The sequence below is a fragment of the Sinimarinibacterium thermocellulolyticum genome, assembly GCF_040327995.1.
Taxonomy (GTDB): Bacteria; Pseudomonadota; Gammaproteobacteria; order Nevskiales; family Nevskiaceae; genus Solimonas; species Solimonas thermocellulolyticum.
This window is the reverse complement of sequence record NZ_JBEPIJ010000004.1, coordinates 112,847-138,945: the sequence shown is the minus strand read 5'-3', so window position 1 is coordinate 138,945 and position 26,099 is coordinate 112,847. Positions and strand designations below refer to the sequence as shown.

General features: G+C 68.1%; 23 protein-coding genes, 1 tRNA gene and 2 pseudogenes. 12 read left to right on the top strand and 14 right to left on the bottom strand.

Annotated features, from left to right (window positions below; translation table 11 throughout):
* The first annotated feature begins 127 nt into the window (after positions 1-127).
* The 3 genes from ABSH63_RS05180 to ABSH63_RS05170 all read left to right on the top strand — a co-directional run bounded on the left by ABSH63_RS05180 (position 128) and on the right by ABSH63_RS05170 (position 6,141).
* Entirely contained in the window at positions 128-3,298 is a 3,171-nt protein-coding gene (locus ABSH63_RS05180; protein WP_352888033.1) for a S8 family peptidase, read from the top strand.
* A 132-nt stretch (positions 3,299-3,430) separates the two neighbouring features.
* The gene (locus ABSH63_RS05175; protein WP_352888030.1) at positions 3,431-4,780 is read left to right on the top strand and encodes a DUF2868 domain-containing protein; all 1,350 of its coding nucleotides are present in this window, start codon (positions 3,431-3,433) and stop codon (positions 4,778-4,780) included.
* Complete coding sequence (locus ABSH63_RS05170) at positions 4,777-6,141, top strand: GTPase/DUF3482 domain-containing protein (protein WP_352888027.1); 1,365 nt, start codon at positions 4,777-4,779, stop codon at positions 6,139-6,141. The genes ABSH63_RS05175 and ABSH63_RS05170 overlap by 4 nt, the downstream gene beginning before the upstream one ends.
* A 53-nt stretch (positions 6,142-6,194) precedes the next feature.
* Here the strand turns inward: ABSH63_RS05170 and ABSH63_RS05165 are convergent, their stop codons facing one another.
* Entirely contained in the window at positions 6,195-7,427 is a 1,233-nt protein-coding gene (locus tag ABSH63_RS05165; RefSeq protein WP_352888024.1) for a C69 family dipeptidase, read from the bottom strand.
* 38 nt (positions 7,428-7,465) lie between these two features.
* Between ABSH63_RS05165 and ABSH63_RS05160 the strand changes: the two genes are divergently transcribed.
* Both ABSH63_RS05160 and ABSH63_RS05155 read left to right on the top strand, forming a co-directional pair.
* Positions 7,466-8,980 (top strand): protein adenylyltransferase SelO, encoded by a 1,515-nt coding sequence (locus tag ABSH63_RS05160; RefSeq protein WP_352888021.1) that lies wholly within the window; start codon positions 7,466-7,468, stop codon positions 8,978-8,980.
* Positions 8,977-9,369: a hypothetical protein gene (locus tag ABSH63_RS05155; RefSeq protein ID WP_352888018.1), complete on the top strand. Its 393-nt coding sequence runs from the start codon at positions 8,977-8,979 to the stop codon at positions 9,367-9,369. The genes ABSH63_RS05160 and ABSH63_RS05155 overlap by 4 nt, the downstream gene beginning before the upstream one ends.
* A 12-nt stretch (positions 9,370-9,381) precedes the next feature.
* Here ABSH63_RS05155 and ABSH63_RS05150 read toward each other — a convergent pair whose 3' ends face one another.
* Genes ABSH63_RS05150 through ABSH63_RS05140 form a run of 3 tightly spaced genes read right to left on the bottom strand, consistent with a single transcriptional unit; the run spans position 9,382 to position 11,901 of the window.
* Complete coding sequence (locus tag ABSH63_RS05150; protein ID WP_352888015.1) at positions 9,382-9,528, bottom strand: DUF2474 domain-containing protein; 147 nt, start codon at positions 9,526-9,528, stop codon at positions 9,382-9,384.
* Positions 9,488-10,516, bottom strand: a complete 1,029-nt coding sequence (gene cydB, locus ABSH63_RS05145) for a cytochrome d ubiquinol oxidase subunit II (RefSeq protein ID WP_352888012.1) — start codon at positions 10,514-10,516, stop codon at positions 9,488-9,490. Before cydB ends, ABSH63_RS05150 begins: the two co-directional genes overlap by 41 nt.
* Entirely contained in the window at positions 10,516-11,901 is a 1,386-nt protein-coding gene (locus ABSH63_RS05140) for a cytochrome ubiquinol oxidase subunit I (protein ID WP_352888009.1), read from the bottom strand. Before ABSH63_RS05140 ends, cydB begins: the two co-directional genes overlap by 1 nt.
* Positions 11,902-12,138: 237 nt before the next feature.
* On the opposite strand from ABSH63_RS05140, the gene ABSH63_RS05135 reads away from it, so the two are divergent.
* Both ABSH63_RS05135 and ABSH63_RS05130 read left to right on the top strand, forming a co-directional pair.
* Positions 12,139-12,291: a hypothetical protein gene (locus ABSH63_RS05135; RefSeq protein ID WP_352888006.1), complete on the top strand. Its 153-nt coding sequence runs from the start codon at positions 12,139-12,141 to the stop codon at positions 12,289-12,291.
* A complete protein-coding gene (locus tag ABSH63_RS05130; RefSeq protein WP_352888004.1) occupies positions 12,288-13,076 on the top strand; it encodes an ion transporter in 789 nt (262 codons plus the stop codon). Before ABSH63_RS05135 ends, ABSH63_RS05130 begins: the two co-directional genes overlap by 4 nt.
* Positions 13,077-13,114: 38 nt before the next feature.
* On the opposite strand, the pseudogene ABSH63_RS05125 reads toward ABSH63_RS05130, so the two are convergent.
* Positions 13,115-13,285, bottom strand: a pseudogene (locus tag ABSH63_RS05125) (IS3 family transposase); the annotation flags it as partial.
* Positions 13,286-13,522: 237 nt separating this feature from the next.
* Entirely contained in the window at positions 13,523-14,083 is a 561-nt protein-coding gene (locus ABSH63_RS05120; RefSeq protein WP_352888002.1) for a lipocalin family protein, read from the bottom strand.
* Between the two features lie 348 nt (positions 14,084-14,431).
* On the opposite strand from ABSH63_RS05120, the gene ABSH63_RS05115 reads away from it, so the two are divergent.
* From ABSH63_RS05115 to ABSH63_RS05105, 3 genes are all read left to right on the top strand, one after another.
* Entirely contained in the window at positions 14,432-14,698 is a 267-nt protein-coding gene (locus tag ABSH63_RS05115) for a hypothetical protein (RefSeq protein ID WP_352888000.1), read from the top strand.
* 6 nt (positions 14,699-14,704) lie between these two features.
* A complete protein-coding gene (locus ABSH63_RS05110; RefSeq protein WP_352887997.1) occupies positions 14,705-15,466 on the top strand; it encodes an enoyl-CoA hydratase/isomerase family protein in 762 nt (253 codons plus the stop codon).
* Positions 15,467-15,805: 339 nt separating this feature from the next.
* On the top strand, positions 15,806-17,059 hold the full coding sequence (locus ABSH63_RS05105; RefSeq protein ID WP_352887995.1) for a D-amino acid dehydrogenase: 1,254 nt from the start codon (positions 15,806-15,808) through the stop codon (positions 17,057-17,059).
* Here ABSH63_RS05105 and ABSH63_RS05100 read toward each other — a convergent pair.
* Together ABSH63_RS05100 and ABSH63_RS05095 are read right to left on the bottom strand one after the other, a co-directional pair.
* Positions 17,056-20,028: a parallel beta-helix domain-containing protein gene (locus ABSH63_RS05100; protein ID WP_352887993.1), complete on the bottom strand. Its 2,973-nt coding sequence runs from the start codon at positions 20,026-20,028 to the stop codon at positions 17,056-17,058. The two genes, ABSH63_RS05105 and ABSH63_RS05100, sit on opposite strands and share 4 nt — an antisense overlap.
* Before the next feature lie 521 nt (positions 20,029-20,549).
* Positions 20,550-20,625, bottom strand: a tRNA-Arg gene (locus ABSH63_RS05095).
* Between the two features lie 232 nt (positions 20,626-20,857).
* Here ABSH63_RS05095 and ABSH63_RS05090 point away from each other — a divergent pair.
* Both ABSH63_RS05090 and ABSH63_RS05085 read left to right on the top strand, forming a co-directional pair.
* Positions 20,858-21,499 (top strand): Abi-alpha family protein, encoded by a 642-nt coding sequence (locus ABSH63_RS05090; RefSeq protein WP_352887991.1) that lies wholly within the window; start codon positions 20,858-20,860, stop codon positions 21,497-21,499.
* Positions 21,496-22,767, top strand: coding sequence for a DUF445 domain-containing protein (locus ABSH63_RS05085; protein ID WP_352887988.1), 1,272 nt, complete (start codon positions 21,496-21,498; stop codon positions 22,765-22,767). The genes ABSH63_RS05090 and ABSH63_RS05085 overlap by 4 nt, the downstream gene beginning before the upstream one ends.
* Positions 22,768-22,788: 21 nt before the next feature.
* Here ABSH63_RS05085 and ABSH63_RS05080 read toward each other — a convergent pair whose 3' ends face one another.
* From ABSH63_RS05080 to ABSH63_RS05055, 6 genes and pseudogenes are all read right to left on the bottom strand, one after another.
* Positions 22,789-23,190, bottom strand: coding sequence for a nuclear transport factor 2 family protein (locus ABSH63_RS05080; protein WP_352887986.1), 402 nt, complete (start codon positions 23,188-23,190; stop codon positions 22,789-22,791).
* A gap of 69 nt (positions 23,191-23,259) precedes the next feature.
* A complete protein-coding gene (locus tag ABSH63_RS05075) occupies positions 23,260-24,504 on the bottom strand; it encodes an RNA polymerase sigma factor (protein ID WP_352887985.1) in 1,245 nt (414 codons plus the stop codon).
* A gap of 13 nt (positions 24,505-24,517) precedes the next feature.
* A pseudogene (locus ABSH63_RS05070) lies at positions 24,518-24,616 on the bottom strand (DUF1428 domain-containing protein); the annotation flags it as partial.
* Position 24,617: 1 nt separating this feature from the next.
* On the bottom strand, positions 24,618-25,016 hold the full coding sequence (locus tag ABSH63_RS05065; protein ID WP_352887984.1) for a VOC family protein: 399 nt from the start codon (positions 25,014-25,016) through the stop codon (positions 24,618-24,620).
* A gap of 91 nt (positions 25,017-25,107) precedes the next feature.
* Positions 25,108-25,701 (bottom strand): YceI family protein, encoded by a 594-nt coding sequence (locus ABSH63_RS05060; RefSeq protein WP_352887983.1) that lies wholly within the window; start codon positions 25,699-25,701, stop codon positions 25,108-25,110.
* Positions 25,688-26,065, bottom strand: a complete 378-nt coding sequence (locus ABSH63_RS05055; RefSeq protein WP_352887981.1) for a YciI family protein — start codon at positions 26,063-26,065, stop codon at positions 25,688-25,690. Before ABSH63_RS05055 ends, ABSH63_RS05060 begins: the two co-directional genes overlap by 14 nt.
* Positions 26,066-26,099: the final 34 nt, after the last annotated feature.

Genomic DNA, 26,099 nt, shown 5'->3' with positions numbered 1-26,099 from the left:
TTCTTCTTGCCGCACGGTGCCGGGCGCCGCACACTGCGGCCTGCCGACGCGGCGACGGCTTTGCGACTCGCCGCGCGGCGCCACCCAAACCGATGAACGTTCATCACCGGACATCAAGACGAGGACGATGGGCAATCCGCGATCGAGCCTGCCGTTGGCAGGCCTGCTGTGGCTGCCGCTGACGGTAGCGGCGTTTTCACCCGACGGCGGCGAACTGAGCAGCTCCAACCCGGCCTTGGTCGCCGAGGGCGGACCTTATCTGGTGTCGAATCCCACGGGCCTCGTGCTCGATCCGGTCTGCACCGGCGATGGGGTGAGCTGCGACACCTTCAGCCTGGGCATCGCCCTGGACGACGCCTACCGCGCCGCGCACCCCAGAGCCGAGGTCGTCATCGGTCTGGAATGGAGCAATGCTGGCGACGATCTCGATCTGTACGTGCGTGACGAGGCCAGCGGCGCGCTGCTCGGCGCATCGGCCTCGTCCGATCCGGGCGAGCGCGTGCGTCTGCGCCTCGCCGATCTGCCGACGCCGTTGCGCATCGAGGCGATTCCGTTCCTGGTCACCGGCTCGACCAGCACGCTGAGCATCGCCCTGATCGCCAATCCCGAAGACGGCGGCGGCGGCGATGCCTGCGAGCAAACCGCCGGCGACATCGGCCAGATGGACACTGAGGTCGCGATCGACCTCGCCAATCTCGCCCAGAACGCGATCTATGGCGCCTTCGTGCGCTTTGCAGGCGGCACGCGCAAACAGCAGGATCATCTGCTACAGCGGCTCGGGCTGACGCCGACGCACGACTTTCGCCGCTATGTCTCGTCCGTGTTCGTCACCGGGCCGGTGGCCGCGTTCACCGCGCTGCTCAACGAGCCGCTGGTCGCACGCATCGAATACAACCAGCCGCTGCGCTATTTCGGCAGCACCGGGGTGTGGGCGACGCGCGTGCGCGTCGCTCAGGAGCCGGTCGCGGGCGGGCCGTATTACGATGCCCAGGGTCGCATCCTCACCGGCGCGGGCGTCTCGCTGGGCATCATCGACAGCGGCCTGTTCGGTCCGCATCCGGACTTTGCCGACAACCTGCTGCACAACTTCAAGCTGCTGGTGCCGGGTCTGGCCACCGACCCCTTGTACGTGGACATCGGACCGCTCGACAGCGAAAGCCAGGTCGGCGGCCACGGCACCCACGTGACCGGCACGGTGGCCGGCAGCGGCGCGGCCTCCGACGGGCTCTACCCCGTGGCCGAGGCCGCGCCGAACATCCGTGGCACCTATGCCGGCGTCGCGCCCGGCGCCCGCATCATCCATTGGGCCAACGGCGCGGCGATCCTGGTCCTCGACGTGACCAGCGCCTACCGCCACCTGCTCGACAACCTCGACCGCTTCGATCCCCCCTTGCGCGCGGTGAACAATTCCTACGGCGATGCCGCCGGCTCGCAGTACGATCCCGGCTCGACTGCCTCGTGCCTGATCAAAGAGATCGTCGATCGCGGCGTGGTCATGGTGTTCGCCGCCGGCAACGACGGCGGTGACGGCAGCGTCGACAACACCTCGTCCTACTGTAAGGACCCGACCCCGGGCGTGATCTGTGTCGCCAGCTACGACGACGCCGGTACCGGCAGACGCGACGGCGCGCTGTCGGGCTTCTCCAGCCGCGCGCTCAAGGGTGCCCCCGAGAACTATCCCGACGTCTCGGCGCCCGGCGACCTGATCACCTCGACCTGCGCGCAGGTTCTACCCAGCCAGGCGATCTGCCTCGGCGGCAGCGAAGGACCGATCGAGGGCACTTGGCTGCCGTGGTACGGCACGATTTCCGGCACCTCGATGGCGGCGCCGCACGTCACCGGTGCCGTCGGCCTGATCGCGCAGGCCCATCCCGACCTCACGCCGGCGCAGATCGAGGAAGCGATCAAGCGCAATGCGCGCAAGATCGGCAGCGACTACGAGCCCGATCCCAAGCTGCCCGGCAGCACCACGCATTTCGCCTACGGCGCCGGCCTGCTCGACCTGCCCGCGGTCCTCGACGCGCTCGACACGCCGCGTGAGGGTCTGCCGCCGCTGGCGCAGGAATGGGTCGTACTCGACGGCGACACCGAGACCTTCGTCAGCGATCCGGGCGCCGACATCCGGCGCCTGACCATGCAGGAAGGCGCGCTCGACGATCTACCCGGCATCCAGTACCGCCTCACGCTCGGCGCGCCGCCCACCTCGCGCGTGGCCTACCGCGTCAGCGCCAACGTGGCCGGCCTGCCGGTGTCGACGACGGTGGTCGCCAGCAGCGACGGCGTCGAGATTCCCGAGGGCGGCGCCGGCAACACCGCGGTGGCCCAGCGCGCGTCGCTCGACGGCAACGTGCTGAGCTTCTTCGTGCCCTACGCACAGCTCGGCTTCCCCGAACCGGGCGAGCCGATCCACAACATCCGCGCCTATGCCGACGGCGCGCTGTTCACCCTCGACGCCGCGCCCTCGGCCGCGGACGTCCTGCCGGAGCCGCCGGACCAGCCGGAGCTGCCGCTGGTGCCGGACCTGCTCAAACGACCGATGTACGGCCGCGCCTTCACCACACGGCTCGAACCGGGCACACCGCCGCCGTCGACGGAGAAGAGCTGCGAGCTGCCGGGCCTAACCCAGTTCACCAGCCCGCCCGGCGTCACCGGCAACGTCGGCCTGCCCTCCGGCCAGGACGATCTGCGCCAGTTGTGGATCGCCGAACCGGCGGAGATGCCGGGCAAGCTGGTATTCACGATCAAGGTCGCGAGCCTGGCCTTTGTGCCACCGCTGCACCGCTGGTACGCCTACTTCAGCCTGCCCGACGATCCGAACGCCTATTTCGTGGCGATGGACAACACCACCACCGGCGTTCGCTTCATCTACGGTACGCGCGGCCAGATTCCGGTGCCCGCGGTCGGCGGCGTCGGCACCTTCACGACGCTCGGCGAGCTCGACGCCGCCAGCACCTTCGACGCCGACGGCACCATCCGCCTGGTGCTCGACAAATCAGCCCTTGGCATCGACACCGGCACCGTGCTCGGCAGCATCGCCGCGAGCATCCGCCAGACCACGCCGGTCAACGGCATCGGTCTGACCACCGACAGCGGCGCGGCGGCCCGGAACTACACCGTGGTCGGCAACGTCTGCACCACCGAGGGTGGCGACGGCGGCGGGTCCACCGGCGGCAGCGGCGGCGGCCCCGGCGAGCCCGATCGCGGCCGCTTCGGCGGTGCGCTGCCGGCATCGCTGCTGCTGCTGTTCCTCGGCCTCGCCGCTTGGCGCGTACGACGCCCCTGCCGCACCGGAACTTGATGCGTCGATCGCTGGTGCGTCGAACGCCGCTGCGCTAGGCAGCGGCGCGCGCGGCTGCGGTTACGCTGGGTGCACACCGGGTAAGGCGCCGGACGTGCTTTTGCGCACGCGCGAATTCGGCTACAAGATCGCATGCCTGCCATCCGCCTCGCCGACCGGCTGCTCGCCGAATGGGTCCGCCGCCGCGAAGAGGCTGCGGGCCACCCGCAGGACTGCAGCGAGGCGGACGCTGCTGGAATCCGCGCCGGCGGTGATCTCGCCGCGCGCATCGTCGAGCGCGCGCGTGCCCTGCCCGGTAGCGACGCGCGTCTCGCCCTGATCCGCCGGCTACTGCGCGCAGCGCGCGTGCTCGCAGGGCTGTGCGTGGTCGTCGCCGGCCTTGCCGGTGCGGCAGCCGCATCCTCGGCGCTCAGCGCTTCGACGCCGGCGAGTCTGCCGCTGGTGTTGCTGGTGGTCGTCAGCTTCAATCTCTTGACCCTGCTGCTGTGGCTGGTGCTGCAGCCGCTGAGTGATCGGATGCCCCCCGGCCTCGGCGCGCTGCTGGACCGGCTGTCACTCGCCTATGCGCGCCGCATCGCCGGCGGCGGCGATGCCGACACGGCCTCGCTACTGCGCACGCTGAGCGACGGCGGTCTCGGCCGCTGGTATGCCGCCGCCGTCGTGCATGCGGCCTGGCTCGCTTTCGCCGTCGGTGCCGCACTGGCACTCGCGCTGCTGCTGAGCGTGCGCGCGTACGCGCTGTCCTGGGAAACCACACTGCTCGACGATGCCGCGCTCACGACCTGGGCGCGCGTGTTCTCGATCTGCCCGGCGCTGTTCGGTATCGCCGGCGCCGAAACGCTGCCGGTGACCGAAGCCAATGCGGCGCGCCAGGGCTGGTCGCTGTGGCTGCTCGCCGCGAGCGTGGTCTACGGCGTGCTGCCGCGCGCGCTCGCGCTGGCGGCGAGCCTGTTCATGCTGTGGCGCAGCCAGCGCGCGCTGGCAGGCGATCTCAGCCGCCCCGGCTTCGCCCGCCTGCGTGCGCGGCTGCTGCCCGATCATGCCGAGCTCGGCACCGTCGATCCGGCGCCGCCGGCGCCGGTACCCACCGCGGCGCGCGCAGCGCCACCAGCCGTGCTGCAGGGCCGCGTCCACGGCCTGAGCCTGGAGGGCGACGCCGGGGAGGCATCGCCGGTCTTGCCCGGCGTCGACTGGGTCTGGCTCGGCAGCGTCGACGACGCGACCTCGCGTGCCGCCGTGCTGCATCAGTTGCGGGATGACACGGTCGATGCCCTCGCCATTTGCGTGCGCGCGACGCTGACCCCCGATCGCGGCATCGAACGCTTCGTTGCCGAACTGGCCAGCGCCGCGCGCGCGCCGACGACGCTACTGCTCGACGGCCTCGACCGCCTGCGCGCCCGCGGCGAAGCCGCGTTTGCCCAGCGCATCGACGACTGGCGCCAGCTTGCGCAGCGCTGCGGCGTCGCCATCCTGCACGCATGAACGGCGCAAAGACCATCGAGATCGCGGTCGTCGGTCACACCAACACCGGCAAGACCTCGCTGCTGCGCACGCTGTCGCGCGACACGCGCTTCGGCGAAGTCTCGGACCGGCCGGCGACGACCCGCGACGTGCGCGGCGTGCTGCTGCTCGCCGACGGCGAGCCGGTGGTCGCGCTCTATGACACGCCCGGGCTCGAGGACGCGATGGGCGTATCCGCACTGCTCGCGGAGCAGCATGCCGATGCCGCCGATCCGGTCGCTGCGGTCGAAGTCTTCCTCGCCGGCGATCACGGCAACGGCCGCTACGAGCAGGAGGCCAAGGTGCTGCGCCAGATGCTGCGTAGCGACGCCGCGCTCTACGTCGTCGACGCACGCGAGCCGGTGCGCGCCAAGCATCGCGAGGAGCTGCGCCTGCTCGCGGCCTGCGGCAAGCCGCTGCTGCCGGTGCTCAACTTCGTCGCCAGCGGCGAGGCCGATGCCGGCACCTGGCGCGCGCAGCTCGCGCGCCTCGGCCTGCACGTACTCGCCGAGTTCGACACCGTAGTCTACGACGCGCGGGCCGAGCGCAGCGTGTTCGAACGGCTCGCGAGCCTGCTCGAAGACCGGCGCGCGGATTTTGAGCGCCTGCAGGCCAGCCGCGAGCGCGAGCGCGAGGCCCTGATCGACGCCGCCTGCCGCGCCGTCGCCGAGCTGCTGGTGGACGCCGCCGGCGCGCGCCGCCATGGCGCGCTCGATGCCGACAGCGAGTCCTTGCACGAACAGTTGCGCGATGCGATCCGCGGTGCCGAGCAACGCTGCGTCGACACCCTGCTCGGCCTGTTCCGCTTCGAACTCGATGCCTACATCCCGCCGGCGCTGCCGCTGCAGCAGGGGCGCTGGCAGCTCGACGCCTTCGATCCGCAGACCCTGCGGCACTTTGGCATTCGCACCGGCTCGGCGGCGGCGGCCGGCGGCGCCGCCGGTCTGGCCGTCGACGCCGCGGTCGGCGGCATGAGCCTGGGCGCGGCGGCGCTGCTCGGCGCCGGCATCGGCGCCGGCTGGAGCGCGCTGCGCAGCTTCGGCCAGCCGTGGCTCGATCGCCTGCGCGGCGAACAGCGGATCGCGCTCGAAGAGCCGACGCTGGCCTTGCTTGCCGCGCGCCAGTGCCTGCTGCTGCGTGCGCTGCTGCGCCGCGGCCACGCCAGCCAGGATCGCGTGCATACCGACACGCCGCAGGGTTGGCCGAGCGAGGCTCTGCGCCAGGCGGTGCTGCGCTGCCGTGCGCACCCCGAATGGTCGCGGCTCAACGGCAGCGCAGACGGCAGCGTGCCGGCGCCGGTGTTACGCCATTTGGTCGCGAGCGTGCGCGCGCTGCTGAACTGAGCGTGTGTGGATCTTTCCCGCTCTCGGGCCGGCAACCGATGGTGCGAATGCGTTCAAGCCCGCGTCGGATCGATGCCATCGCCGGCGGCGACACGTCGCCAGAAGCGGCCAAGACGCGGTGGCTCCAGGCCGGACAAGGATTCCCACAGCACCTTGTGCCAGGACGCGGCGAGACGATCGGCGCGTCGTGCGCCCTGCACGTCACCGAGGGCGATCAGCGCGAAGATCTGCGGCTCGATGACGTCGCGGGTCGTGCGCAGGCGTTCGCGCAGGCCGGGATCGGCGAGCGCCCAGCGGTGCAGCCATTCGTGGCGGCGCCACAGCGGTGCGTGGATGCGCTCCGCCTCACGGGTCAGCACGGTCCAATCCCCGTCGAAGCGCGCTGGCCGGAAGATCGACAGACACGGCGCCGAGGTGCCGGTGAACAGGGCATCCGCGCCGTCGGGCGCCAGCCGCGCGATCATCGAGCCGGTGGTCTGGTGACGGCGGATGAAGCCGGCGGCGTGCATGCACAGGTCGGCATTGCTGCCGTCGGCGGGATTCTCGTTGTCGCGCGCATGCATGCGCAGTTGCGCGGCCATGCGCGAGAACGCCGGCAACTTGGAAGCATCCAGGCCGGCCAGCGCGCGCCGGCGTCTTGCGTCCGCGCATGCGAAGGCCGGCATCAGTCGTGTGTCGAAGCGCTGCGCGAAATCGAGCCTTGCGGCACTGACGGCGGTCGAAGCCTGTTCGTAGTCGCGTCGAATCGTCAGCGCATTGGAAATCGCCCCGCGGCTCTCGATGCGCCGCGCAGCCCAGTCGCGGCCGGCGGTTTCGAGTATCCAGGCCTCGCCGGCGTCGGCGACGATGAAGCTGCTGTCGTAACAGAAGCCACGATCCTTGTAGCCGGCCGGCCCTCCCTGGCCGTGGCGTTCGAGCAACGTGGTCATGACCTGCAGCGCATCGCGGGCATTCGCCGCGCGTTCGAGGCCCAGGCGCACCAGATCCATGCCGAGCAGACCGGGCTGCAGCGTTGCCCGCTTGGAGAAGATCGCCTCGTTGCCGATGGCGACGCCGGCGTCGTTGATGCCCATCTCGGCACCCCAGCACCAGGCCGGCTGTGAGAGGATGGTCGCGTGCCGCTGCGGCACCTGGTCGATCTCGATGTGCGTGACCTTGAGCCTGGGCGTGGCATCGCCGCGGACCGCAGCGTAGCGCACGACGGACTGCGGTTCGGACGGCTCGCGATCCGAGTTCTTCGCGAACCAGACCGCACCGTCGGCGATCAAAACCTGTGTATCGCACATGCTCGCAGTGTAGCCACACTCATCCGACGGAACGCTTCATGGCGCAGGCCGACGACCGCATCACCCCGACCCATCGCCGCCTCGACGCGCTGCGGATAGACAACCGCTTCGCGCGACTGGGCGAGGCGTATTTCTCGCGGGTGATGCCGACGCCGCTGACGAATCCGCGTCTGCTGCACGCGAACGCCGACGTGGCGGCACTGCTCGATCTCGATCCTGCAGCGTTCGATCAAGCGGCGTTCACGCAGGTGTTCGCCGGCAACGCACCGCTGCCCGGCGCCGAGCCGCTGGCCATGCTCTACGCCGGCCACCAGTTCGGCGTCTGGGTGCCGCAGCTCGGCGACGGCCGCGCCATCCTGCTCGCGCAGGTGCGCAATGCGCGCGGCCAGAGCTGGGACCTGCAACTCAAGGGCGCCGGACGGACGCCGTATTCGCGCTTCGCCGACGGTCGCGCGGTGCTGCGCTCCTCGGTACGCGAATACCTCGCCGGCGAGGCCTTGCATCATCTGGGCATTGCGACGACGCGCGCGCTGTGCCTGATCGCCGCCGACGATCCGGTGCAGCGCGAGACCCTCGAGCGCGCAGCGGTGATTTGCCGCGTCGCGCCGAGCCACGTGCGCTTCGGCAGCTTCGAAGTGTTCTACGACCGCGGTCAGTTCGAGCGGATCCGCGTGCTCGCCGATCATGTGATCGACGAACATTTTCCCGATCTGTCCGCTGCGCCGGATCGCCACGCGCGCTGGCTCGAACGGCTCGTCGACCGCACCGCGGAACTGATCGCCGCATGGCAATCCGTGGGCTTTTGTCACGGTGTGATGAACACCGACAACATGTCCGCCGTCGGCGTCACCCTGGACTTCGGTCCCTACGGCTTCATCGACGGCTTCGATGCCCATCACATCTGCAATCACTCCGACGAGGGCGGCCGCTACGCCTACGACAACCAGCCGCGCATCGGGCACTGGAACTGCGCGCGCCTGGTGCAGGCCTTGGTGCCGCTGCTCGGCGAGCCGGCCGAACGGGCGGCGGAGATCGGCCAGGCCATCGTCGATCGCTATCCACAGACCTACACGCGGGCGATGACGGCGCGCTGGCGCGCCAAGTTCGGCCTGAACGAGGTGCGCGACGGCGACGAGGCGCTGATGAACCGCTTCCTCACGCTGCTGCATCGCGGCCGCAGCGATTTCACGCTGAGCTTCCGCGGACTCGCCAAGGTGCGTCGCGACGACGACGCCGTGCCGGCGGCGCTCGCCGATCACATTCTCGATCTCGATGCGCTGCGCGCGTGGCTGCACGACTACCGTGCGCGCCTGCACGCCGAGGCGATGGCCGACGACGTGCGCGCCGCACAGATGAACCGCGTCAATCCGCAAGTGGTGCTTCGCAATCATCTGGCACAGCGCGTGATCGAGGACTGCGAGCGCGGCAACACCACCGAGCTCGAGCAACTGCTCGCTGCACTGCGCAAGCCCTTCGACGTGCCGCGGCGCGCCGAGTTCGCGGCGGTGCCGCCGCCGGACGCGCGGCACATCACCGTGAGCTGTTCGTCATGATGCCCTTACCAGCCCGCGGCACGGCGCTGAGCGTGACCGCCATGTCGGCACCGATTGCGTACCTGTGTCGCGCGCTGCTCATCGCGCTCGGCTGCGTTGCGTTCGCCCGACTCGCAACGGCGCAGACGGTGACGGAGCCGGAGCACGAACTCGACCCGATCATCGTCGAAGGCCAGCGCGATCCGCTCGATGCGATCGGTGCACACCGCGAGCGCCTGCCGTGCATCGGCGACTGCGAGGCCGCCGACGCGCGCAGCGGCTTTGGCCGCCTGCTACGCGATCTGGTGGAACTGTCGATCTACGGTCCGCCGGAGCGCAAGCCCGAGCCGGTGCACAGCCTCGAAGTGCTGAACCCGATCAAGGCGCGTCTTCACGACAAGCAGCCCTGACGCAGACCTGATTCAGAACAGCAGCGCGCGCAGACCGTAGCTCAGCAGGCCGAACACGGCGACGCCGGCGGCCCACAGGCCGACGAACCACGCCAGCCGCCGCCATCCGGCGGCGGCTTCAGTGGCTGGTGTAGCCGGCGCCGGCCTCGACTTTTCCACGGAACACCCAGTAGGCGTAGACGGTGTAGATCAGCACCATCGGCAGCGTGATCGCGAGCGCGATCAGCACGAACTTCTGACTCTGCGGCGGCGATGCGCTGTTCCACACCGTGAGCGCCGGCGGCAGGATGTGCGGCCACAGGCTGATGCCGATGCCCAAGTAGCCGAGCATGAACAGTGCGATCGCGTAGAAGAACGGCGGATAGTGCGACCCCGCCTTGAGTTCGCGATACAGCGAGAAGGCGACGACCACTGTGGCCAGCGGCACCGGCGACAGGCTCAGCCAGTGCATGTCGGCAAACCAGCGCTCGGCGATGTAGTCGAACTTCAGGGGGGTGTAGAGGCTGACCACGGCCAGCGCGAACAGTGACACGAACAGTGCGCGCCGCGCCGCGGCGCGCGACCAGTCGCGCAGGCCGTCCTCGGTCTTCATGTTGAGCCAGGTGGCGCCGAGCAGCGCATAGCCGCCGACGACGCCCAGACCTGTGATCACCGAGAACGGCGTCAGCCAGTCGAAGCTGCCGCCGGCGAACTCGAGCGCGATCCCGGAACCGGCCGGCCCGGGGCCGGTGGTCACGCCTTCGAGCACGCCGCCGAGCAAAAGGCCCTGCGCAAAGGCCGCGAGCGTCGAACCACCGGTAAACGCGCGCGACCACCAGTGTTTGCTGCGCTTGGCCTTGAAGCGGAACTCGAAGGCCACGCCGCGGAAGATCAGCGCGAATAGCAGCAGCATGATCGGAATGTAGAACGCCGACAGCGCCACCGCGTAGACCACCGGAAACGCCGCGAACAGCACCGCGCCGCCGAGAATCAGCCAGGTCTCGTTGCCGTCCCAGACCGGGGCGATGCTGTTGATCGCGGTGTCGCGCATCGCATCATCGGGAATGAACGGAAACAGGATGCCGACGCCCAGATCGAAGCCGTCGAGAATGACGTAGGCACCGACGCCAAAGACGATGATGCCGGCGAGTATCAGCGTGAGATCCATCAGCGGGCTCCTTGCGCGTCGGCGTCGTCGATCAAGAGCTCACCCGGGCGTGCGCCGCGGATCGCTTCCAGATGCTTGTCCGGCAACGCCGGTCCCTTGCGCACCAGCTTGAGCACGAAATACAGATAGGCGGCGAACAAAAGGCCATAGACCAACACGAACAGCGTCAGCGAGATCGCAACGCTGGCCGCCGGAATCGGCGAGACGCCGTCGGCGGTGCGAATCATGCCGTGCACCAGGTACGGCTGGCGGCCGGTTTCGGCGACGATCCAGCCGGCCAACGTGGCGACGAAGCCGAGCGGCGTCGCCAGCATGAAGGCCTGCTGCAGGCGCGCTGCCGCGTCGAGGCGTCCGCGCAGCCAGGTCCACACGCCGCAAGCGGCGAGCAGCACGAAGATCACGCCCAGGCCGACCATCAGCCGAAAGCCGAAGAACACCGGCAGCACCGGCGGCTGCTCGGCACGCGGCACTTCGTTGAGGCCGAGCACCTCGCCATCCGCATCGTGCGTGAGAATCAGGCTCGCCAGCTTGGGGATCTCGATCGCGTAGCGATTGGTCTGCGCGTCCTGGTCGGGCCAGGCGAAGGCGACCAGCGGCGCGCCGCGTGTGGTCTGCCACAGGCCTTCCATTGCCGCGACCTTCATCGGCTGGTGCTCGCGCACGTTCAGGCCGTGCAGGTCGCCGACGACGACCTGCGCCGGCGCGGCGACGGCCAGTACCGCGATCGCGGTCTTGAGCGCCGAGCGGCTGGCGTCGCGGTACAGGCCCTGCGACAGACACCAGGCCGAACCGCCGGCGATGACCAGCGCCGTGGTGATCGCCGACGCCAGCAGCATGTGCGTCAGCCGGTACGGGAACGAGGGGTTGAAGACGATCGCCCACCAGTCCTTGGGAATCAGCACGCCGTCGACGAAGGCCGCGCCCTGCGGCGTGTGCATGAAGCTGTTGGCCGACAGAATCCAGAACGCCGAGTTGGTGGTGCCGATCGCGACCAGCAGCGTCGCCAGAAAATGCAGGCGTGGGCCGACCTTGTCCCAGCCGAACAGCATCACGCCGAGAAAGCCGGCCTCGACGAAGAAGGCGGTCAGTACCTCGACCGACAGCAGCGGCCCCAACACCGGACCGGCGAGCTCTGAAAAGCGCGAGAAATTGGTGCCGAACTGGTAGGACAGCACCAAGCCGGACACCACGCCCATGCCGAAGGTCAGCGCGAAGATCTTGACCCAGAAGCGGTACAGCTCGAGCCAGTGCGCCCGTTGCGTCAGCCGCCAGCGCGCCTCGAAGAAGACCAGGAACCAGGCCAGGCCGATGGTCAGCGTCGGAAACAGGATGTGGAAGCCGACGGTGAAACCGAACTGGATGCGCGAGAGCAGCAATGCGTCCATGGATACGCCTTGGATTGGCGTGGGCGGGTTTTCCTTGTGGCTCTCCTCCCGCGCCGCGTATTGAACCACAAATGGCGGGGTGGGATCAGCCAAGGTCGGGCAACGGGAATCGAGTTCGACCGTGCTGCCCGCCGTGCCGCGCGCGTCGGACGCACGGGGCGCCGGCAACGTTCTGCCCGCGCGCTCGCTCTGCTACCTTCTGCGACTCGCGATCTTCACCTACCGGGATATCCTTTGGTGAACATGACCACCGCAGCGCTCGGCATCGGCGGCGGCAGTGCGCCGTATCGCGGTCCGGATGTGATGACGCCGAGTTTTCTGCCGGTGCTGCCCACCACTGTGCACGAGCGCGACGGCGTCAGACCGGTCGATGCCGAGCCGCACACATGAACAGCGCCCCGCAAGCCGTCGAAGAACACCGCATCGGCATGATCGACTGGATCATGCTGCTGCTGGCGATCGTCTCGGTCGCGCTGCTGTGCTGGGAGACGTTCTGGGATCTGCCTGCACAGACGACGCGCTGGATCATCCGCATCGACATCGCGATCTGCGCGATCTTCGCCGTCGAGTTCCTCTGGCGCTGGCGCGGCGCCGGCTGGCAATGGCGCTACGTCCAGCGCAACTGGTACGAGATCATCGGCATGATCCCGCTGTCGGAGCCGGCGCTGCGCGGCTTTCGCCTGTTCCGCATCCTGCGCATCCTCGTGCTGCTGTCGCGCTTTGGCCGCGCCGCCGATCGCGCCTTCGGCGACGAGTTCTTCTATCGGCTGGTCAACCGCTTCAGCAGCGCCATCGTCGAGGCGATCAAGGCGCCGATCACCGCCGGCGTGCTCGGCGAGGTCGCCGCAGTGATGTCCAAGGGCCATTACTCGCAGAACATCGCCCGCGCCTTACTCGAAAACGAGCGTGAGATCGAGGCGATGATCGCCGAGAAGCTGCGTGAGGACCCACAGGCCGGGCTTCTCGCGCGACTGCCGTTCTATGACGAGATCGTGCGCGCGGTCACCCGTGCCGGGTTTCGCGTGGTGCTCGAAGTGCTGCGCGACCCGCGCACCGACGAGCTGGTCGCCGACATGCTGCGCGAGAACCTGATGCAGTTGCGCCGCGCAGTACTGCAGCACGAGGCCGAGCTGCACGCCGAGCGGCGCCAAACCGATGTCCGGGGCGCGACCTGAACGCTGCGGACATGGCCAGAGCGCGGGCGATCAATCGCCCGCCCGCTGTCGCGCTCGACCCGCCGGACCCATGTCCGCAGCGTCTCCGGCGGGCCGCCGATCTTTCCGACCATCGACGTGATCGCCGCCCACCGGTAACTGTGCTCGCCCGGGTGGTCCAGGACCATCCGAACCGCCCGCTCACACACCTCAGGGGCGTAGCTGCTCATGCTCCAAGCCTCTCTAGGTTCGGAGCCTCCGAGAAGCCGGAGCGGTTCACGCTCATCCACTCTCAAAAGATCAGGTGTCCGTGAGAACAGGTCGGCTCCAAGGTCCGGATCGCCAGACGAGCGAACACGAGGCGGGTAGTCGCGCTCGGCGGTGGCCCGCAGAGGCATCCTGCCCCCGCTCGGACGGCAGAGGCGCTCTGAGCCACGCCTGGGAAGAGCGGATCGACATGGAAGCGGCTAATCCAAGCGCTGGGGCACCCTCAACAAACGGGTGGTGTCGTAGCCCCATCCTGCCATGATTCGGCGGTAGCGCTCCAAGTGCTCGTCAGCCATGTGCGGCTCACGGGCGAACAGCCAGAGGTAGTCGAGTTTCGAGCGCGCGACGATCATCACTGAGTAATCCGGCTCCAGCCAGCCGATCCGGTACTCGTAGAGAAAGGGCCAGGGAATGCGGGTCCCTGGAATCTGAAAGCGAATTCCCCAGAGCGCGTTTCCAGATCCGGCCACCGGAAAACCGGTGGGCGTCATTCTTTTGGGCCTACCATCGAAACCGCCCAAACGGTTTGTGTAAACGATCGCGACCGAGCCGTCCGGCCGCGGCTGATAGCGCTCGATGGCGTTGTGAGCTTCGCGGTCGCGATCGGTGGGGATGTGGGCGATCAGATACCAATCTCCGGCGAAGCGTTCCAGATCGATCGGACCCGCCAGCGGCACCGGTGACGGCGCACGGGGGTCGAGGTTCGCGCAAGCGCCCAGGCACAGACTGAGGATGACAGCGATCAGTCGGGGGATCCACATGGCAGACTCTCCAAGGCGTGTGCAACAAACGTGGGAACGGCGATTCTGGACGCAGCGCCGCGTCCGGACGGCGTGCCGCCACGTAACGCAGACGCTCTTCGAAGGGCGCGGTCGATGCGAAACCTTGCCTTTGCACTGGTCCTGCTTCTGGCGGGCTGCGGCGCCCCACCGCGGTCGCTCGGTCACGCCGCCGACCCGGATGATCTCACGCCATCCCGCAACGGGCGACGTGACGATCAGCCCGTACGACTGGCCCCAGACCTTGTTCGCCGAGGTGTTTCGAGCCAAGCGAGGGCCCAGCTTGCACGCGGGTCGACCGGCGCCGGATCGAGCGGCCCCGCCACCCAAATGACGACGCATGGCAATCTCTTTGGTGAACAGCATGTATCGGCGCGTAACGCGATGGACCGTCCCGGCCCGTCGGTATTCCTGTATCACGCCACGCTGGACGACGACGCGCCTTTCGAGCAACGAGCCCCCTACCGGGCGGCCCTTGACGCCGCCGGCGACCTCGATGCGCTATTCCTCACCCACGGTCACATCACGGGACTCTTCGCCGACGGCGCTATCCGCGTAGACGCGGCGCTGAGCTCCCTGAACCACTTTCTGAGGTAGATCGGCATGCACTTCGACGATTATCGAAACGGCTGGCGCCACGCCGTCCTGGACCGTAGCCCCGAGGGAGTGTTGCAAATCCGTCTGCACAGCGATGGCGGCCCTCTGTGGTGGGGCGGCGGTCCGCACCGTGAGTTGCCCGAGCTGTTCGCTGCCGTGGCTGCCGACCGAGACAACCGGGTGGTGATCCTCACCGGCACCGGATCGCACTTCATCGACTACGCCACCGAAGCTGCGGGGCTGTTGGCCCGGGAAGGCGTGCCGGCGGGGCTGTGGGACCGCATCCTCTGGGAAGGCAAGCGTCTGATCACCCAGTATCTCGACATCGACGTCCCGATAATCGCCGCGGTGAACGGTCCGGCGCGCGCCCACTCCGAGCTCGCGGTCATGGCAGATATCGTACTTGCCAGCCAGACCGCGCTGTTCAAGGATGCACCACACTTCGAGAACGGCCTCGTCCCTGGCGATGGAGTGCAAGTGATCTGGTTGGAATTGCTCGGTCTCAACCGCGGCCGGCATTTCCTGCTCACCGGCGCCGAACTCGACGCGGCCGAAGCGCAACGGCTGGGCGTGGTGGCCGAAGTGCTGCCGTCGCACGAGCTCCTCCCGCGGGCGCACGCGCTGGCGCTGCAGTTGGCCATCCGGGACAAGCACCTTCTGCGCTACACGCGTCATGTCTGCACCCAGCGACTCAAGCGCCGAGTGCTCGAAGAGCTGGAACTAGGACTTGCCCTAGAAGGCCTCGCCGCAGCGGTTCCGCGCGGTTAACGTTGCCGCACCCGGGACCGAACCGTCGGCGCGTTCGACGCCCCATCTCATGCCGCTCGTTCGTCCCAGCCTGTCTTCGATGGCCTGCTGTGGCGGGGATGGCGCAGCCCAGACACCGGCGTCGACATCCCCGACTGGCTCGCCCGCCGCCCAGCGATGGGCGATCCGGGCTAGGGCAGTATCCGTCGGACCGTAAGCGAGGGTCAGGACGTCGGCGTGATTGTGGACCAGCGTGCAGTGGCACGCCGCCCGCACCTCGTTGGCACCCGTGCGTCGTTACACTGCACACCGCATGCACTGCCCCTCCCCGTCCCAGCCAACACCATCGAGGAATGCCCGATGCACGTAGCCGTGCTCGGCGCCGGTGTCGTCGGCGTCGCCGCCGCCTGGTATCTGCAGCGGGCCGGCTGCACGGTCACGGTCATCGACCGCCGCGAGACGGTCGCCGCCGAGACCAGCTTTGCCAACGGTGGCCAGATCTCGGTCAGCCATGCCGAGCCCTGGGCGACGCCACGCGCGCTACGCAAGCTGCCGGCCTGGCTGCTCGATCGCGACTCTCCGCTGCGCTGGTCGCCGACGGCGGACCCCGCGCTGTGGCGCTGGCTGTTCGCGTTTCTCGGCGAATGTCGCCCGGAACGGGTGCGCCGCAACATCCGCGATCTGGTCCGCTTGGGTCTGTACAGCCGCGCGCAGCTTCAGGCGCTGCGCGCCGAGCTCGGCCTGCAGTACGCACAGCGCACGCGCGGCATCCTGCACATCTACACCGATGCCGGTGAACTGCGCGCGGCGGCAAAGGCCGCGGCGCTGATGCGCGAGTTCGGCTGCGCGCGCGAGGTCCTCGATGTCGACGCGGCACTGACCATCGAACCGGCACTGCGTAGCAGCGCATCGCGCCTGGTCGGCGCCACCTACACCGCCGATGACGAGTCCGGCGATGCCCATGCGTTCACACAGCAGCTCGCCGAGCACTGTCGCCGCCGCGGCGTACGTTTTTTGCTCGGCCAGCGCATCGAGGCGCTCGAACCAGTGGGCGAGCACATCGCGGCGGTGCGGCTGACTGGCGCGGACGGCGAACATCGGATCAGCGCAGACGCCTACGTGCTCGCGCTCGGCAGTCACAGCACTGCCCTTGCCCGCCAGATCGGACTGCATCTGCCGATCCAGCCGGCCAAGGGCTACTCGCTGACGATGCCGGTGCGCGATCCGGACCGCGCCTGGAACGTGTCACTGACCGACGACGAACATCGCCTGGTGTTCTCGCGGCTGGGCGAGCGTCTGCGCATCGCCGGCATGGCGGAACTCGGCGGCGTCGACACGACGCTCGATCCGCGCCGCTGCGCCCTGCTGCTGCAACGCACCGAGGCGCTGTTTCCGGGTGCTGGCGATGCCACGCAGGCGCAGTACTGGTGCGGACTGCGGCCGTCGACACCGTCGAACCTGCCGTGCATCGGGCGCACGCGCTACCGCAACCTCTACCTCGACACCGGCCACGGCACGCTCGGCTGGACCCTTGCCTGCGGCTCCGGCCGTGCGCTCGCCGACCTCGTCTGCGCACGCCCGCCGGAGGTCGACTTCCCAATCAGTCAGCCCTAATCGCCGGTGCAGCTCGTCGAGCCCGGATACTTCGCCTCGTCCTTGACGACGACGTCGCGAATCCACTGCTCGATCAGCGCGTGGCCCTCGGCGTGGACGACGCTGCGCGCCAGCGGCGGCATGCGCGCCGCCGGCGTCGTTGCCTCGGGGCCGATGCGGTACGGCATGATCGAGTCGCCGACGTTGCCCGGGTGGATGTCGTAGGTGCGTCCGCCGTTGCCTTCCCGGCCGGTCGCCGTCGGCCGCTTGCAGATGCCGTAGCTCTCGTTGACCGGCCGGAACACGTCGAGATAAAGCCCGGTGCTGCCGGCAAAGCCGCGCGGGTTGTGACAGTACTGACAGTTCACTTCCAGATAAGCCCGCGCACGCGCTTCGATGTCGGCGGCGCTGCCGGGCGCGGCACCGGCGTCGCCCGGCTTGTTGAACACCGGCAGGCGCTCGAGTGCGGTGGCGATCTGCGTCTGCGGATCGACGCCCAGGTCCGCCGGGCAGCCGGCAAGCCGGCCGCTGGCGCACCAGTAGGCGATCTGGTTCTGGCCGGCCACCTCGTGCAGGGCCTGCCCGGTGACACGGTTCGATTCCGAGCGGTACGGCCGATTGAGGTTGCGGATCTTCGGCCCGATCGGCGCCGAGCCGGTATCGGCATCCTCGTTGGCGTGGCAGCTCAGGCACTGATTGGCGTGCGGGATCTGGTACGCCGGCGTGCTGCCGGTAAAGAGCGCACCGGAATCGACGTCGGTGTAGTGCCACGCGACCTCGCGTTTGCCACCGCCCATCGCCAGCTTGGCCACGCGGCGCCCGTTCTCGGTGGTCCAGATGTAGGGCACGCCGTCCCAGCGTTCGAGTCCGCGCGAATTGCGGCGCTTGATCAAAAGGCGCGTCTCCACCGGCACTTCGGTACCGGCATTCTCGTCGGCGAAGACGAAGGTCTTGGCGATGATGGTGCCGACCGGGAAGCTGATCGCCGCGTTGGCCCCGTCGGTGGCACCGTCGCGATAGACCGCCTGAGTGCCGGGCGGCAGATAAGCGACGCGATACTTGAGCGCGTAGTCCGAGAACAGCCGGGTGTTGAGCGCGAACGGCACGCCGCCCCCACGCGGCGCGCTGGTCGGGTCTTGCGGATCGGCGAACAGCGCATACTGGTCGAGGGTCGGGCAATTGACCTTGGCCGCCGCGAAGTTCACCGCGCCGTCGGCCACCGCCGCCTCGCACAGGTCGCGCACTTCGGCCTCACTGGGGGCCGGATCGAACTCGCCGCTGCGTTGGAATGGCGGGATCACCACTGGCGGCAGCGGATCGAGGTTGCGCCCGTATGCCGTCGGGCAGTCGTGCGCTGCAGTGTCGAAGCTCGATGCGAAATTGGCGAGGTCAGTGGCCGTAAGGCCGCCCAGGATCCGCACCAGCGCCTCACCGCCGGATGCGGGGTTTGCGGTCGCCGCGGCGATCACGGCCTCCAGCCCCTTGGTGCCGTTGAAGCGCGCGAACTTCAAGCTATCGCCGCTGAAGTCGTTGTCGGCGTCGATGCAGGACGCGAACCAGTCCGGCACGATGCGCGGCGCACCAGGCGCGTCGGTATCGAATTTGTAGGCGTTGTAGTGGCAGCTCGGGTTGGGATGATCGTTGGTGAGCTGCGGCTTGCCGCGCTCGTCCTCCGGGACCGGATCGCCGTTGGCGTCGACCGGATACGGGCAGTCGGCATCAAAGCGGTCGAGCAGGCCGTCCCAGATGATGTGCGCACCGCGATAACCCAGCGCCTGCAGACCGATGCCACCGTCCGCGGCCGCAGACAGGCAGGTCGCGAGATTCAGCGGATTGAGGCAGGCGGCGGCATTCTTCAGCCCCACCAGTGCCGGCAGCACGCGCGCGATGTCGCCGTTGATCAAATCCGTGGTCGTCGGCCGCGGCAGACCGTTGCCATTGTTGACGAAGCGGTTGTTGCGGATGCGCACCCCTTCGCTGTACCAGTCGATGCGCCTTTCCACCGGACGCCCGGCACCCTCCGGGAACAGCTCGTAGCTCACGTGGATGATGCCGGCGGTGTTGTTGTTCTCGAACAGGTTGTCGAAGATGTCGATGCGATCGTAGGACAGCGTGATCATGCCGCTGCCCGGCGGCACGTTGCCGACGAAGCCGCCCGAGGTGAAGTTGTAAGTGTTGTTGTTGCGCGCGATGTTGCCGTACATGCGCGAGCGGTCACCGTACTGGCGCAGGCCGTCGAGGTCGTAGATCAGAAAACCGCCGGTGTTGCACTCGGCGAGATTGTTGGCGTACTCGCCGCCCTGCACGTTCTCGATCTCGAAGCCGAACACGTTGTAGGCGGCGCGGCTGTTACGGATGATGGCGTTGTTAGTCTGGCCAACGTAGATGCCAGCGTCCGATGCACCGATCGACTCCGCCTCGTCGATCAGGATGTTCTCGGACGCGACCGGATAGATGCCGTAGCGACCCGACTTGGGACTCACCGTGTAATCCGGCGAGCTCGTGTCCAGACCCGGCAACTGGTTCTCCGGCGCATCCGGATTGAGCGTAGGCGGATCGGTGCAGGCCACGTTGAGCAGCGCCGCATCGTTGGCAAAGGCATTGTCGGCGGTGATCGGGCTCGGACTCTCGCGACCGCCGCCCGACGACCACATCGTGCGCACCCGCTGGATGCGCGCATGATCGACACCGCGCAGCTCGATGCCGTTGCCGCCGGTGTCGAGCACGGTCAGGTCCTCGATCCAAAGGCCATGCACGTTGACCGCGAGGATGCCTTCGGGCGTAGTGCTGGTCTTGAACGACAGCACCGTCTCGTCGCGGCCGCAGCCGCGGATGGTCACGTCTTCGGTGTTGGTGAGCTGCAGCGCGGAACTGAGCTCGAAGTATCCGCAGCCGAACTCGATGACATCGCCAGGCAGTGCCTGCACCATCGCGGCGATCATCTCGGTGGTCGCATCCGCGCCGGGCGTGATCAGAAACCTGCGCCCCACGCCCACGCCCGGCGTCGGGGACGGACTGGGGCTGGGACTCGCGCTCGGACTCGGGCTCGGACTCGGACTGGCGCTGGGGCTGGGACTGGGGCTGGCACCGGGATCGCCCGTCGGTGATCCGCCACCGCAGCCGGCGGCGGCCAGAGCGAGCAGCAGTACCGTCATGACCCGTGCGGGGTCACCCGCAGACCTCGTCCTGGTTCTCATCCCACCTCCTCCCGACGGTGGCGAGGCACCCTCGCAACCGTCCCGCATAATCGCTTCGCAAACGGACCCTCAATGATAGTCCCCGCCCCAGCCGTCGCCATTAGCAAAAATGACCTGTCAACCCTGCTGCAACGCACAAGGGACAGCACAGCGCCCCAGGATCAAAGGCTAACCATGGCCGAACCGCGGCGGCCACGTCAGCCACCGCACTCGGCCCTTGGGCCGCGATGCGGACAGACGCGGAACCTCCCGGTCTTGATGCGCACCACGGCGCCGTTGCCGCGGAGACAGCGGTGCCGACCCCGCATCGACGCTGGCGCGCCCGGAGAGACTCGAACTCCCAACCCTCAGGTTCGAAGCCTGATGCTCTATCCATTGAGCTACGGGCGCGGTGTCGGGGTGCGCAGTGTACAGCGGTGCATGCGGCGCCGCGCGAGCGCGAGCGAGCTGCGATCTCGCCATCGATTGATGGTAGGCTTCCGTTTTGTTGGGCTTGGCACTGCGTTAGGCGAACTCTGATGCGCCGGCCAGTACAGTCCGGGGGATTGACCAGCCAATGCAAGATGATCAGCACGCGGCCGCCGGCCTTGATTTCCGCGCCTTGCTCCGCCATGTGAAAGGAATGGTCCGAACGCTGCCGGGCGCGCACCTGGCACAGCGCCAGATCGAACGGGCCGAGGCGCGCATTCTTGCCGAGCTCAAACACCGCTTGGATCATCTGGAGACCGCGGATACGGACCGCGGCGCGGCATCCGCCCTACCCGCGCGAGCAGCGCGCCTGATCGAACGCGCGCAGGCGCAGACGCCGGAGCAGGCTGCCGATGAACTATTCCATGCCCTGCTGAACCAGCTCGTCGCCGACGAGATGCTCATCCTGCAAACCTTGGCCAAGGAAGGCGCGGTGCCGATGCTGCACGCCGCAATCGGACCACGGCTGGGGCCGGCCACGCAGCGACTGGCGTCCTCGCTCGGCACGCTCGGCAAGCTGGCGGGAATCAAGCTCCCCTCGCATCTGCCCGGCTATATCGAACGCCTGCGCGCGCTTGGACTGGTCGAGGCGGGCGCCGAGGATGCTGCTTTCGAAGTCAAGTATCAGATGCTCCAAGCCGACCCGGCGATCCGGGCCGCCGTCGAGCAGGCCAAGCCCGGTCCGCTGAGCGGCGTGCACTATCAGCGGCGCGTGCTGCGGCTGTCGAGTCTGGGTCAGGCGTTCTGGCAGGCCTGCGCCGGCGCACCGTCGCCTCGCGAGGTCCAGTCATCGTGAACGACGTCATCGGCATGAGCTTGCTGGCAGCGGCGATCGCCGACTTCAAGGCCAAGTTCTGGCTGTATCTGTCGATCCCGGTCACCAGCGGCCTGGTCGGCTACGTGACCAACGTCATCGCCATCAAGATGATGTTCTATCCGCTGCACTTCGTTGGGATACCGCCGTATCTCGGCTGGCAGGGCATCATCCCGCGCAAGGCGGGCAAGATGGCGGCGATCGCCTGCGACACCCTGGTGCCGCAACTGATCAGCGAGCGCGAGATCTTCGATCGCCTAGATCCCGCACGCGTGGCTTCGGAGATCGAGAAGCCGTTGCTCGACCTGGTCGAGGATCTCATGGAAGAGATCATGCGCGAGTACGAGCCCACGCTGTGGGAGACACTGCCGCTGCGGGTTCGCAACCTCATCATCCGGCGCGTGCAGGACGATGCGCCGGAAGTCGTCGCGCAAGTCATGAACGATCTGCGTGAGCAGGTCGATACGGTGTTCGACCTCAAGGACATGGTCACGACGACCCTACTGCGCGAGCCCGCGCTGATCAACGCCGTCTTCCAGGAAACCGGCCGCGAGGAGTTCAAGTTCATCGGCCGCTCGGGCTTCTACTTCGGCCTATTGTTCGGCATCTTCCAGATGATCGGCTGGATGTTTTACAAGGCGGACTGGCAATTGCCGCTGTTCGGCCTGGTCGTCGGCTGGGCGACGAACTACCTTGCGCTAGAGATGATCTTCCGCCCGCACGAGCCGCGCCGCATCGGCCCGCTGACGATACAGGGACTGTTCTTCAAGCGGCAGAAAGAGATCTCCCGCGACTACGGGCGGCTGATCGCGGACCGCATCGTCACGCCTTCGAACATCATCGAATCGGTGCTCAAGGGACCGTTTGCCGATCGCGTGTTCAGCATGATCGCCAAGCACGTCAAGCGCACGATCGACGAGCAGTCCGGCATCGCCCGGCCCTTCATCGCATGGACCATCGGCACCAAGCGCTACGTCGCTATGAAGGAGGCCGCCGTCAGCCGCATCGTCGCGCGCTTGCCGCAGGCCGTGCGCGCCGTCGACCGCTACGCCAAGGACGCGATGGACATCAGCCAGACGCTGGCGCAGCGGCTCGAAGCCCTGCCGCCGGCAGAGTTCGAGAGCATGCTGCGCCCAGCGTTCAAGGAAGACGAGTGGATGCTGATCGCCGTCGGCGCCGCGCTGGGCTTCTGCGTCGGTATCGCGCAGGTCATCGCCTTCGGCCTTTTGGCCGTCGCCCCGAGCCTGTAGCACTGCCCAGCGTCGCGACGATCACGTCAGGCAGTAGCGCACGAAGCCCGACCACAGGCGCGGATGACGCAGCACGCTGCGCCGCATGGCGAGCTGATCGAAGTAGACCGTGCGCTCTGCGGCAAGACCGTCGCGCAGGATGAAGCGGTCCACCGCGTGGATCGCGGTTGTGGTGTCGCGCAAAGGCTTCATGCGCCATTCGATGAACACGGCGTTCGCGTCACCGCTGGCTCGATCGACTTCGCCGTGCAGCTCGGGCAGGCAGCGCAGTAGCTTCGACATCGCACTGCTCGCCGCCGCACGTCCGCGGATGGCCGGCAGATGCGGCTGGCGCAGCACGATGTCATCGTGCAGCAGAGCAACGAGCCGCGCCGGCGTCGGCCGCGCCCAGGCATCGGCGAAACGCTCGGCGAACGCGTGCATCGGGTTACTCCCGTGATCGGACCCGGGCAGCCTAGCGCCGGCTTGCCGTCGCGGCGATGACCTGCGAGGTCATTGCAGCGCGTCCAGGCGCCGCTCGAGGAAGCGTCGCTCGGGCGTCTGCCGCGCCAATGCCAGCGCCTGCTCGTAGCTGGCTCGCGCCTCGGCGCGCAGGCCGAGCCGACGGCAGAACTCGGCGCGCGCGGCGTGCGCCAGGTGGTAGTCGCGCAGCTCGCCGCGTTCGAGGACCGCGTCGACCCGGGCAAGCCCGGCCTGTGGCCCGTCGCGCATCGCGACGGCGACCGCGAGGTTGAGTTCGACCACCGGCGACGGCTCCAGCCGGTACAGCACTTCGTAGAGCCCGACGATCTCGCTCCAGTCGGTCTCGGCGGCGGTGCTCGCGTCGGCATGCACCGCGGCGATCGCCGCCTGCAGGCTGTACGGACCGAAGCGCCGCGACGACAGCGCGCGCTCCACCAGCGCCCGACCCTGCGCGATCAGCTCGCGGTTCCACAGGCTGCGGTCCTGGTTTTCGAGCAGGATCAGGTCTCCGTCGTCGGTGCTGCGCGCGCTGCGCCGCGACTCCTGCAGCAGCATCAGGGCGAGCAGGCCCATGACCTCCGGGTCCGGCAGCAGTTCGAGCAGCAGGCGACCCAGGCGGATCGCCTCCGCCGACAGGTCATGGCGCGTCAGCGCATCGCCCGACGAGGCCGAATAGCCCTCGTTGAACACCAGGTAGATCACGCGCAACACGGCTTCGAGCCGTTGTGGCAGCTCGGCGCGACCCGGCACCTCGTAGGGAATCTTCGCGTCGCGGATCTTGTTCTTGGCGCGCACGATGCGCTGAGCGAGCGTCGACGGCGCGGTGAGAAACGCGTGTGCGATCTCTTCGGTGGTGAGCCCGCAGACCTCGCGCAGCGTCAGCGCGATCTGCGCATCCGCGGGCAAGGCCGGGTGACAGCAGGTGAACATCAGCCGCAGGCGATCGTCTTCGAGGTGCTCGTCGTCGCGCTCCTCGTCAGCCTCGGCATAGAGCTCGTCCGCAATCAGGTTGAGCGAGGCATCGAAGCGCGCACGCCGGCGGATGACGTCGATCGCCTTGAAGCGGCCCGTCGACACCAGCCAGGCGCGCGGATTGGCCGGTACGCCCTCGTCGCGCCATTGCTCGACCGCGGCGGCGAAGGCCTCGTGCAAGGCCTCTTCCGCCAGATCGAAATCGCCGAGCAGACGGATCAGCGTCGCCAGCACCCGCCGCGACTCGTCGTGGTAAACCGCGTCGACGATGCGGCGGGTGTCGATGGCCTGCGGCACTTTCATTGCCGCGGTGGCGTCACAACTCGAGGAACGGCTTGAAGCCGCCCCAGAACATGCGCTTGCCGTCGAACGGCATCGTCGCCGGATCCATCTGCAGGCGCGGGTCGCTCATGACTTTATACGGCCGCAGGGGCCATCCACATCAGCTCCCAGATGTGCCCATCCAGGTCCTGGAACGCACGCTCGTACATGAAACCGTGATCCTGCGGATCGCGGAACAGTTTCGCACCGGCGGCCACCGCCTTGTCGACCCGCTCGTCGACCTGGGCGCGACTGTCGCAGGACAGGGCGATCAGCACCTCGCTGGTCGTGTGCGCATCGCAGATCGCCTTGGGCGTGAAGCGGCGGAACGAAGCATGTGTGTGCAGCATCGCGTGTACGGTGTCGCTGATCACCAGGCAGGCCGCGCTGTCGTCGGTGAACTGCGGATTGAAATGCCAGCCCAGCGCCTCGAAGAAGCGCTTCGACTTGTTCAGATCGGCGACCGGCAGGTTGACGAAGATCATCGTGGACATCGCTCAAGCTCCCTGAATCGACTGCCGTCGCAATGCGCGATGGCTTCCACTCCATGGTCGAACCGGCCGACGCCGTTTCGACAATGCACCGTCAATCGGACTTGGGCATCGCCTCCACCTGGATGCGCAGCGTCACGCGACCGGCGTCGCCCTGGCCGAACTCGCTGTACTTCATGCCGTAGGCGCCCCAGTTGAGCTCGCCGTAGGCATCCGCACCGCAGACTTCCTTCTTGTAGTACGGATGCTCGATGCACTTGAAGCTGTTGAGCGTCAGCGTCAACGGCAGGGTCTTGCCGCGGAACGTGAACTGGCCGTCGACCGCAACCGGCGTATCGCCGTCGAAGCGCAAGTCGCCGACGTAGGTCGCCGACGGATACTGCGCCACGTCGAACCACTCCTCGCCGCGCGCCTTCTCGTCCATCGCATCGAGCCCGAAGTTGATGCTCGCCGTGTCGATCTCGACCTCGACGCGACCGCTGCGCGCCGCGCGGTCGAGCACGACCGTGCCCTTGCTGCGGTCGAACTTGCCGCGCCAGATGGAGATGTCCATGTGCGGGAACTCGATGCTCGGGAAAGTGTGCAGCGGATCGAGTTCGTAGACGACCGGCGCCGCGACAGCCGGCACGCCCGCCAGCAGCGCGCAGGCCGCGGACACGACGCAGGTGATCACATCAGTTCGCTTCATTGCGTCCCTCCTGGGGCAGCCCCTGGGCGATCGGCCGCACCTCGATGCTGCCGATGCGCGCCGACGGCCAGCGCCCGGCAAGCTGAATCGCCTCGTTGAGATCGCGCGCCTCGACGATGAAGAACCCGCCGAGCTGTTCTTTGGTTTCGGCGAAGGGCCCGTCGGTGGCCGACAACTGGCCGTTGCGCACCCGCACGGTCATCGCGCTGCGCACCGTCTGCAGCGGCTCGGTCGTGATCAGGTGGCCGCCGCGACGCAGCTCCTCGACATAGGCCAGCGTCTCCTCGCGCAGCGACGCCCACTGCTCGCGTGACAGCGCCGCCAGCTTCGATTCCTGTTCGTAGGCCAGGCACAGGTACTTCATCTCGCACTCCGGTGTTCGCGGCGACGACTGCCGC

Excerpts from the sequence above, each read along its gene's own strand:
- ABSH63_RS05180 (WP_352888033.1), top strand. The coding sequence starts at position 128 with ATGGGCAATCCGCGATCGAGCCTGCCGTTGGCAGGCCTGCTGTGGCTG.
- ABSH63_RS05175 (WP_352888030.1), top strand. The coding sequence starts at position 3,431 with ATGCCTGCCATCCGCCTCGCCGACCGGCTGCTCGCCGAATGGGTCCGC.
- ABSH63_RS05170 (WP_352888027.1), top strand. The coding sequence starts at position 4,777 with ATGAACGGCGCAAAGACCATCGAGATCGCGGTCGTCGGTCACACCAAC.
- ABSH63_RS05165 (WP_352888024.1), bottom strand. The coding sequence starts at position 7,427 with ATGTGCGATACACAGGTTTTGATCGCCGACGGTGCGGTCTGGTTCGCG.
- ABSH63_RS05160 (WP_352888021.1), top strand. The coding sequence starts at position 7,466 with ATGGCGCAGGCCGACGACCGCATCACCCCGACCCATCGCCGCCTCGAC.
- ABSH63_RS05155 (WP_352888018.1), top strand. The coding sequence starts at position 8,977 with ATGATGCCCTTACCAGCCCGCGGCACGGCGCTGAGCGTGACCGCCATG.
- cydB (WP_352888012.1), bottom strand. The coding sequence starts at position 10,516 with ATGGATCTCACGCTGATACTCGCCGGCATCATCGTCTTTGGCGTCGGT.
- ABSH63_RS05140 (WP_352888009.1), bottom strand. The coding sequence starts at position 11,901 with ATGGACGCATTGCTGCTCTCGCGCATCCAGTTCGGTTTCACCGTCGGC.
- ABSH63_RS05130 (WP_352888004.1), top strand. The coding sequence starts at position 12,288 with ATGAACAGCGCCCCGCAAGCCGTCGAAGAACACCGCATCGGCATGATC.
- ABSH63_RS05120 (WP_352888002.1), bottom strand. The coding sequence starts at position 14,083 with ATGTGGATCCCCCGACTGATCGCTGTCATCCTCAGTCTGTGCCTGGGC.
- ABSH63_RS05115 (WP_352888000.1), top strand. The coding sequence starts at position 14,432 with ATGACGACGCATGGCAATCTCTTTGGTGAACAGCATGTATCGGCGCGT.
- ABSH63_RS05110 (WP_352887997.1), top strand. The coding sequence starts at position 14,705 with ATGCACTTCGACGATTATCGAAACGGCTGGCGCCACGCCGTCCTGGAC.
- ABSH63_RS05105 (WP_352887995.1), top strand. The coding sequence starts at position 15,806 with ATGCACGTAGCCGTGCTCGGCGCCGGTGTCGTCGGCGTCGCCGCCGCC.
- ABSH63_RS05090 (WP_352887991.1), top strand. The coding sequence starts at position 20,858 with ATGGTCCGAACGCTGCCGGGCGCGCACCTGGCACAGCGCCAGATCGAA.
- ABSH63_RS05080 (WP_352887986.1), bottom strand. The coding sequence starts at position 23,190 with ATGCACGCGTTCGCCGAGCGTTTCGCCGATGCCTGGGCGCGGCCGACG.
- ABSH63_RS05075 (WP_352887985.1), bottom strand. The coding sequence starts at position 24,504 with ATGAAAGTGCCGCAGGCCATCGACACCCGCCGCATCGTCGACGCGGTT.
- ABSH63_RS05065 (WP_352887984.1), bottom strand. The coding sequence starts at position 25,016 with ATGTCCACGATGATCTTCGTCAACCTGCCGGTCGCCGATCTGAACAAG.
- ABSH63_RS05060 (WP_352887983.1), bottom strand. The coding sequence starts at position 25,701 with ATGAAGCGAACTGATGTGATCACCTGCGTCGTGTCCGCGGCCTGCGCG.
- ABSH63_RS05055 (WP_352887981.1), bottom strand. The coding sequence starts at position 26,065 with ATGAAGTACCTGTGCCTGGCCTACGAACAGGAATCGAAGCTGGCGGCG.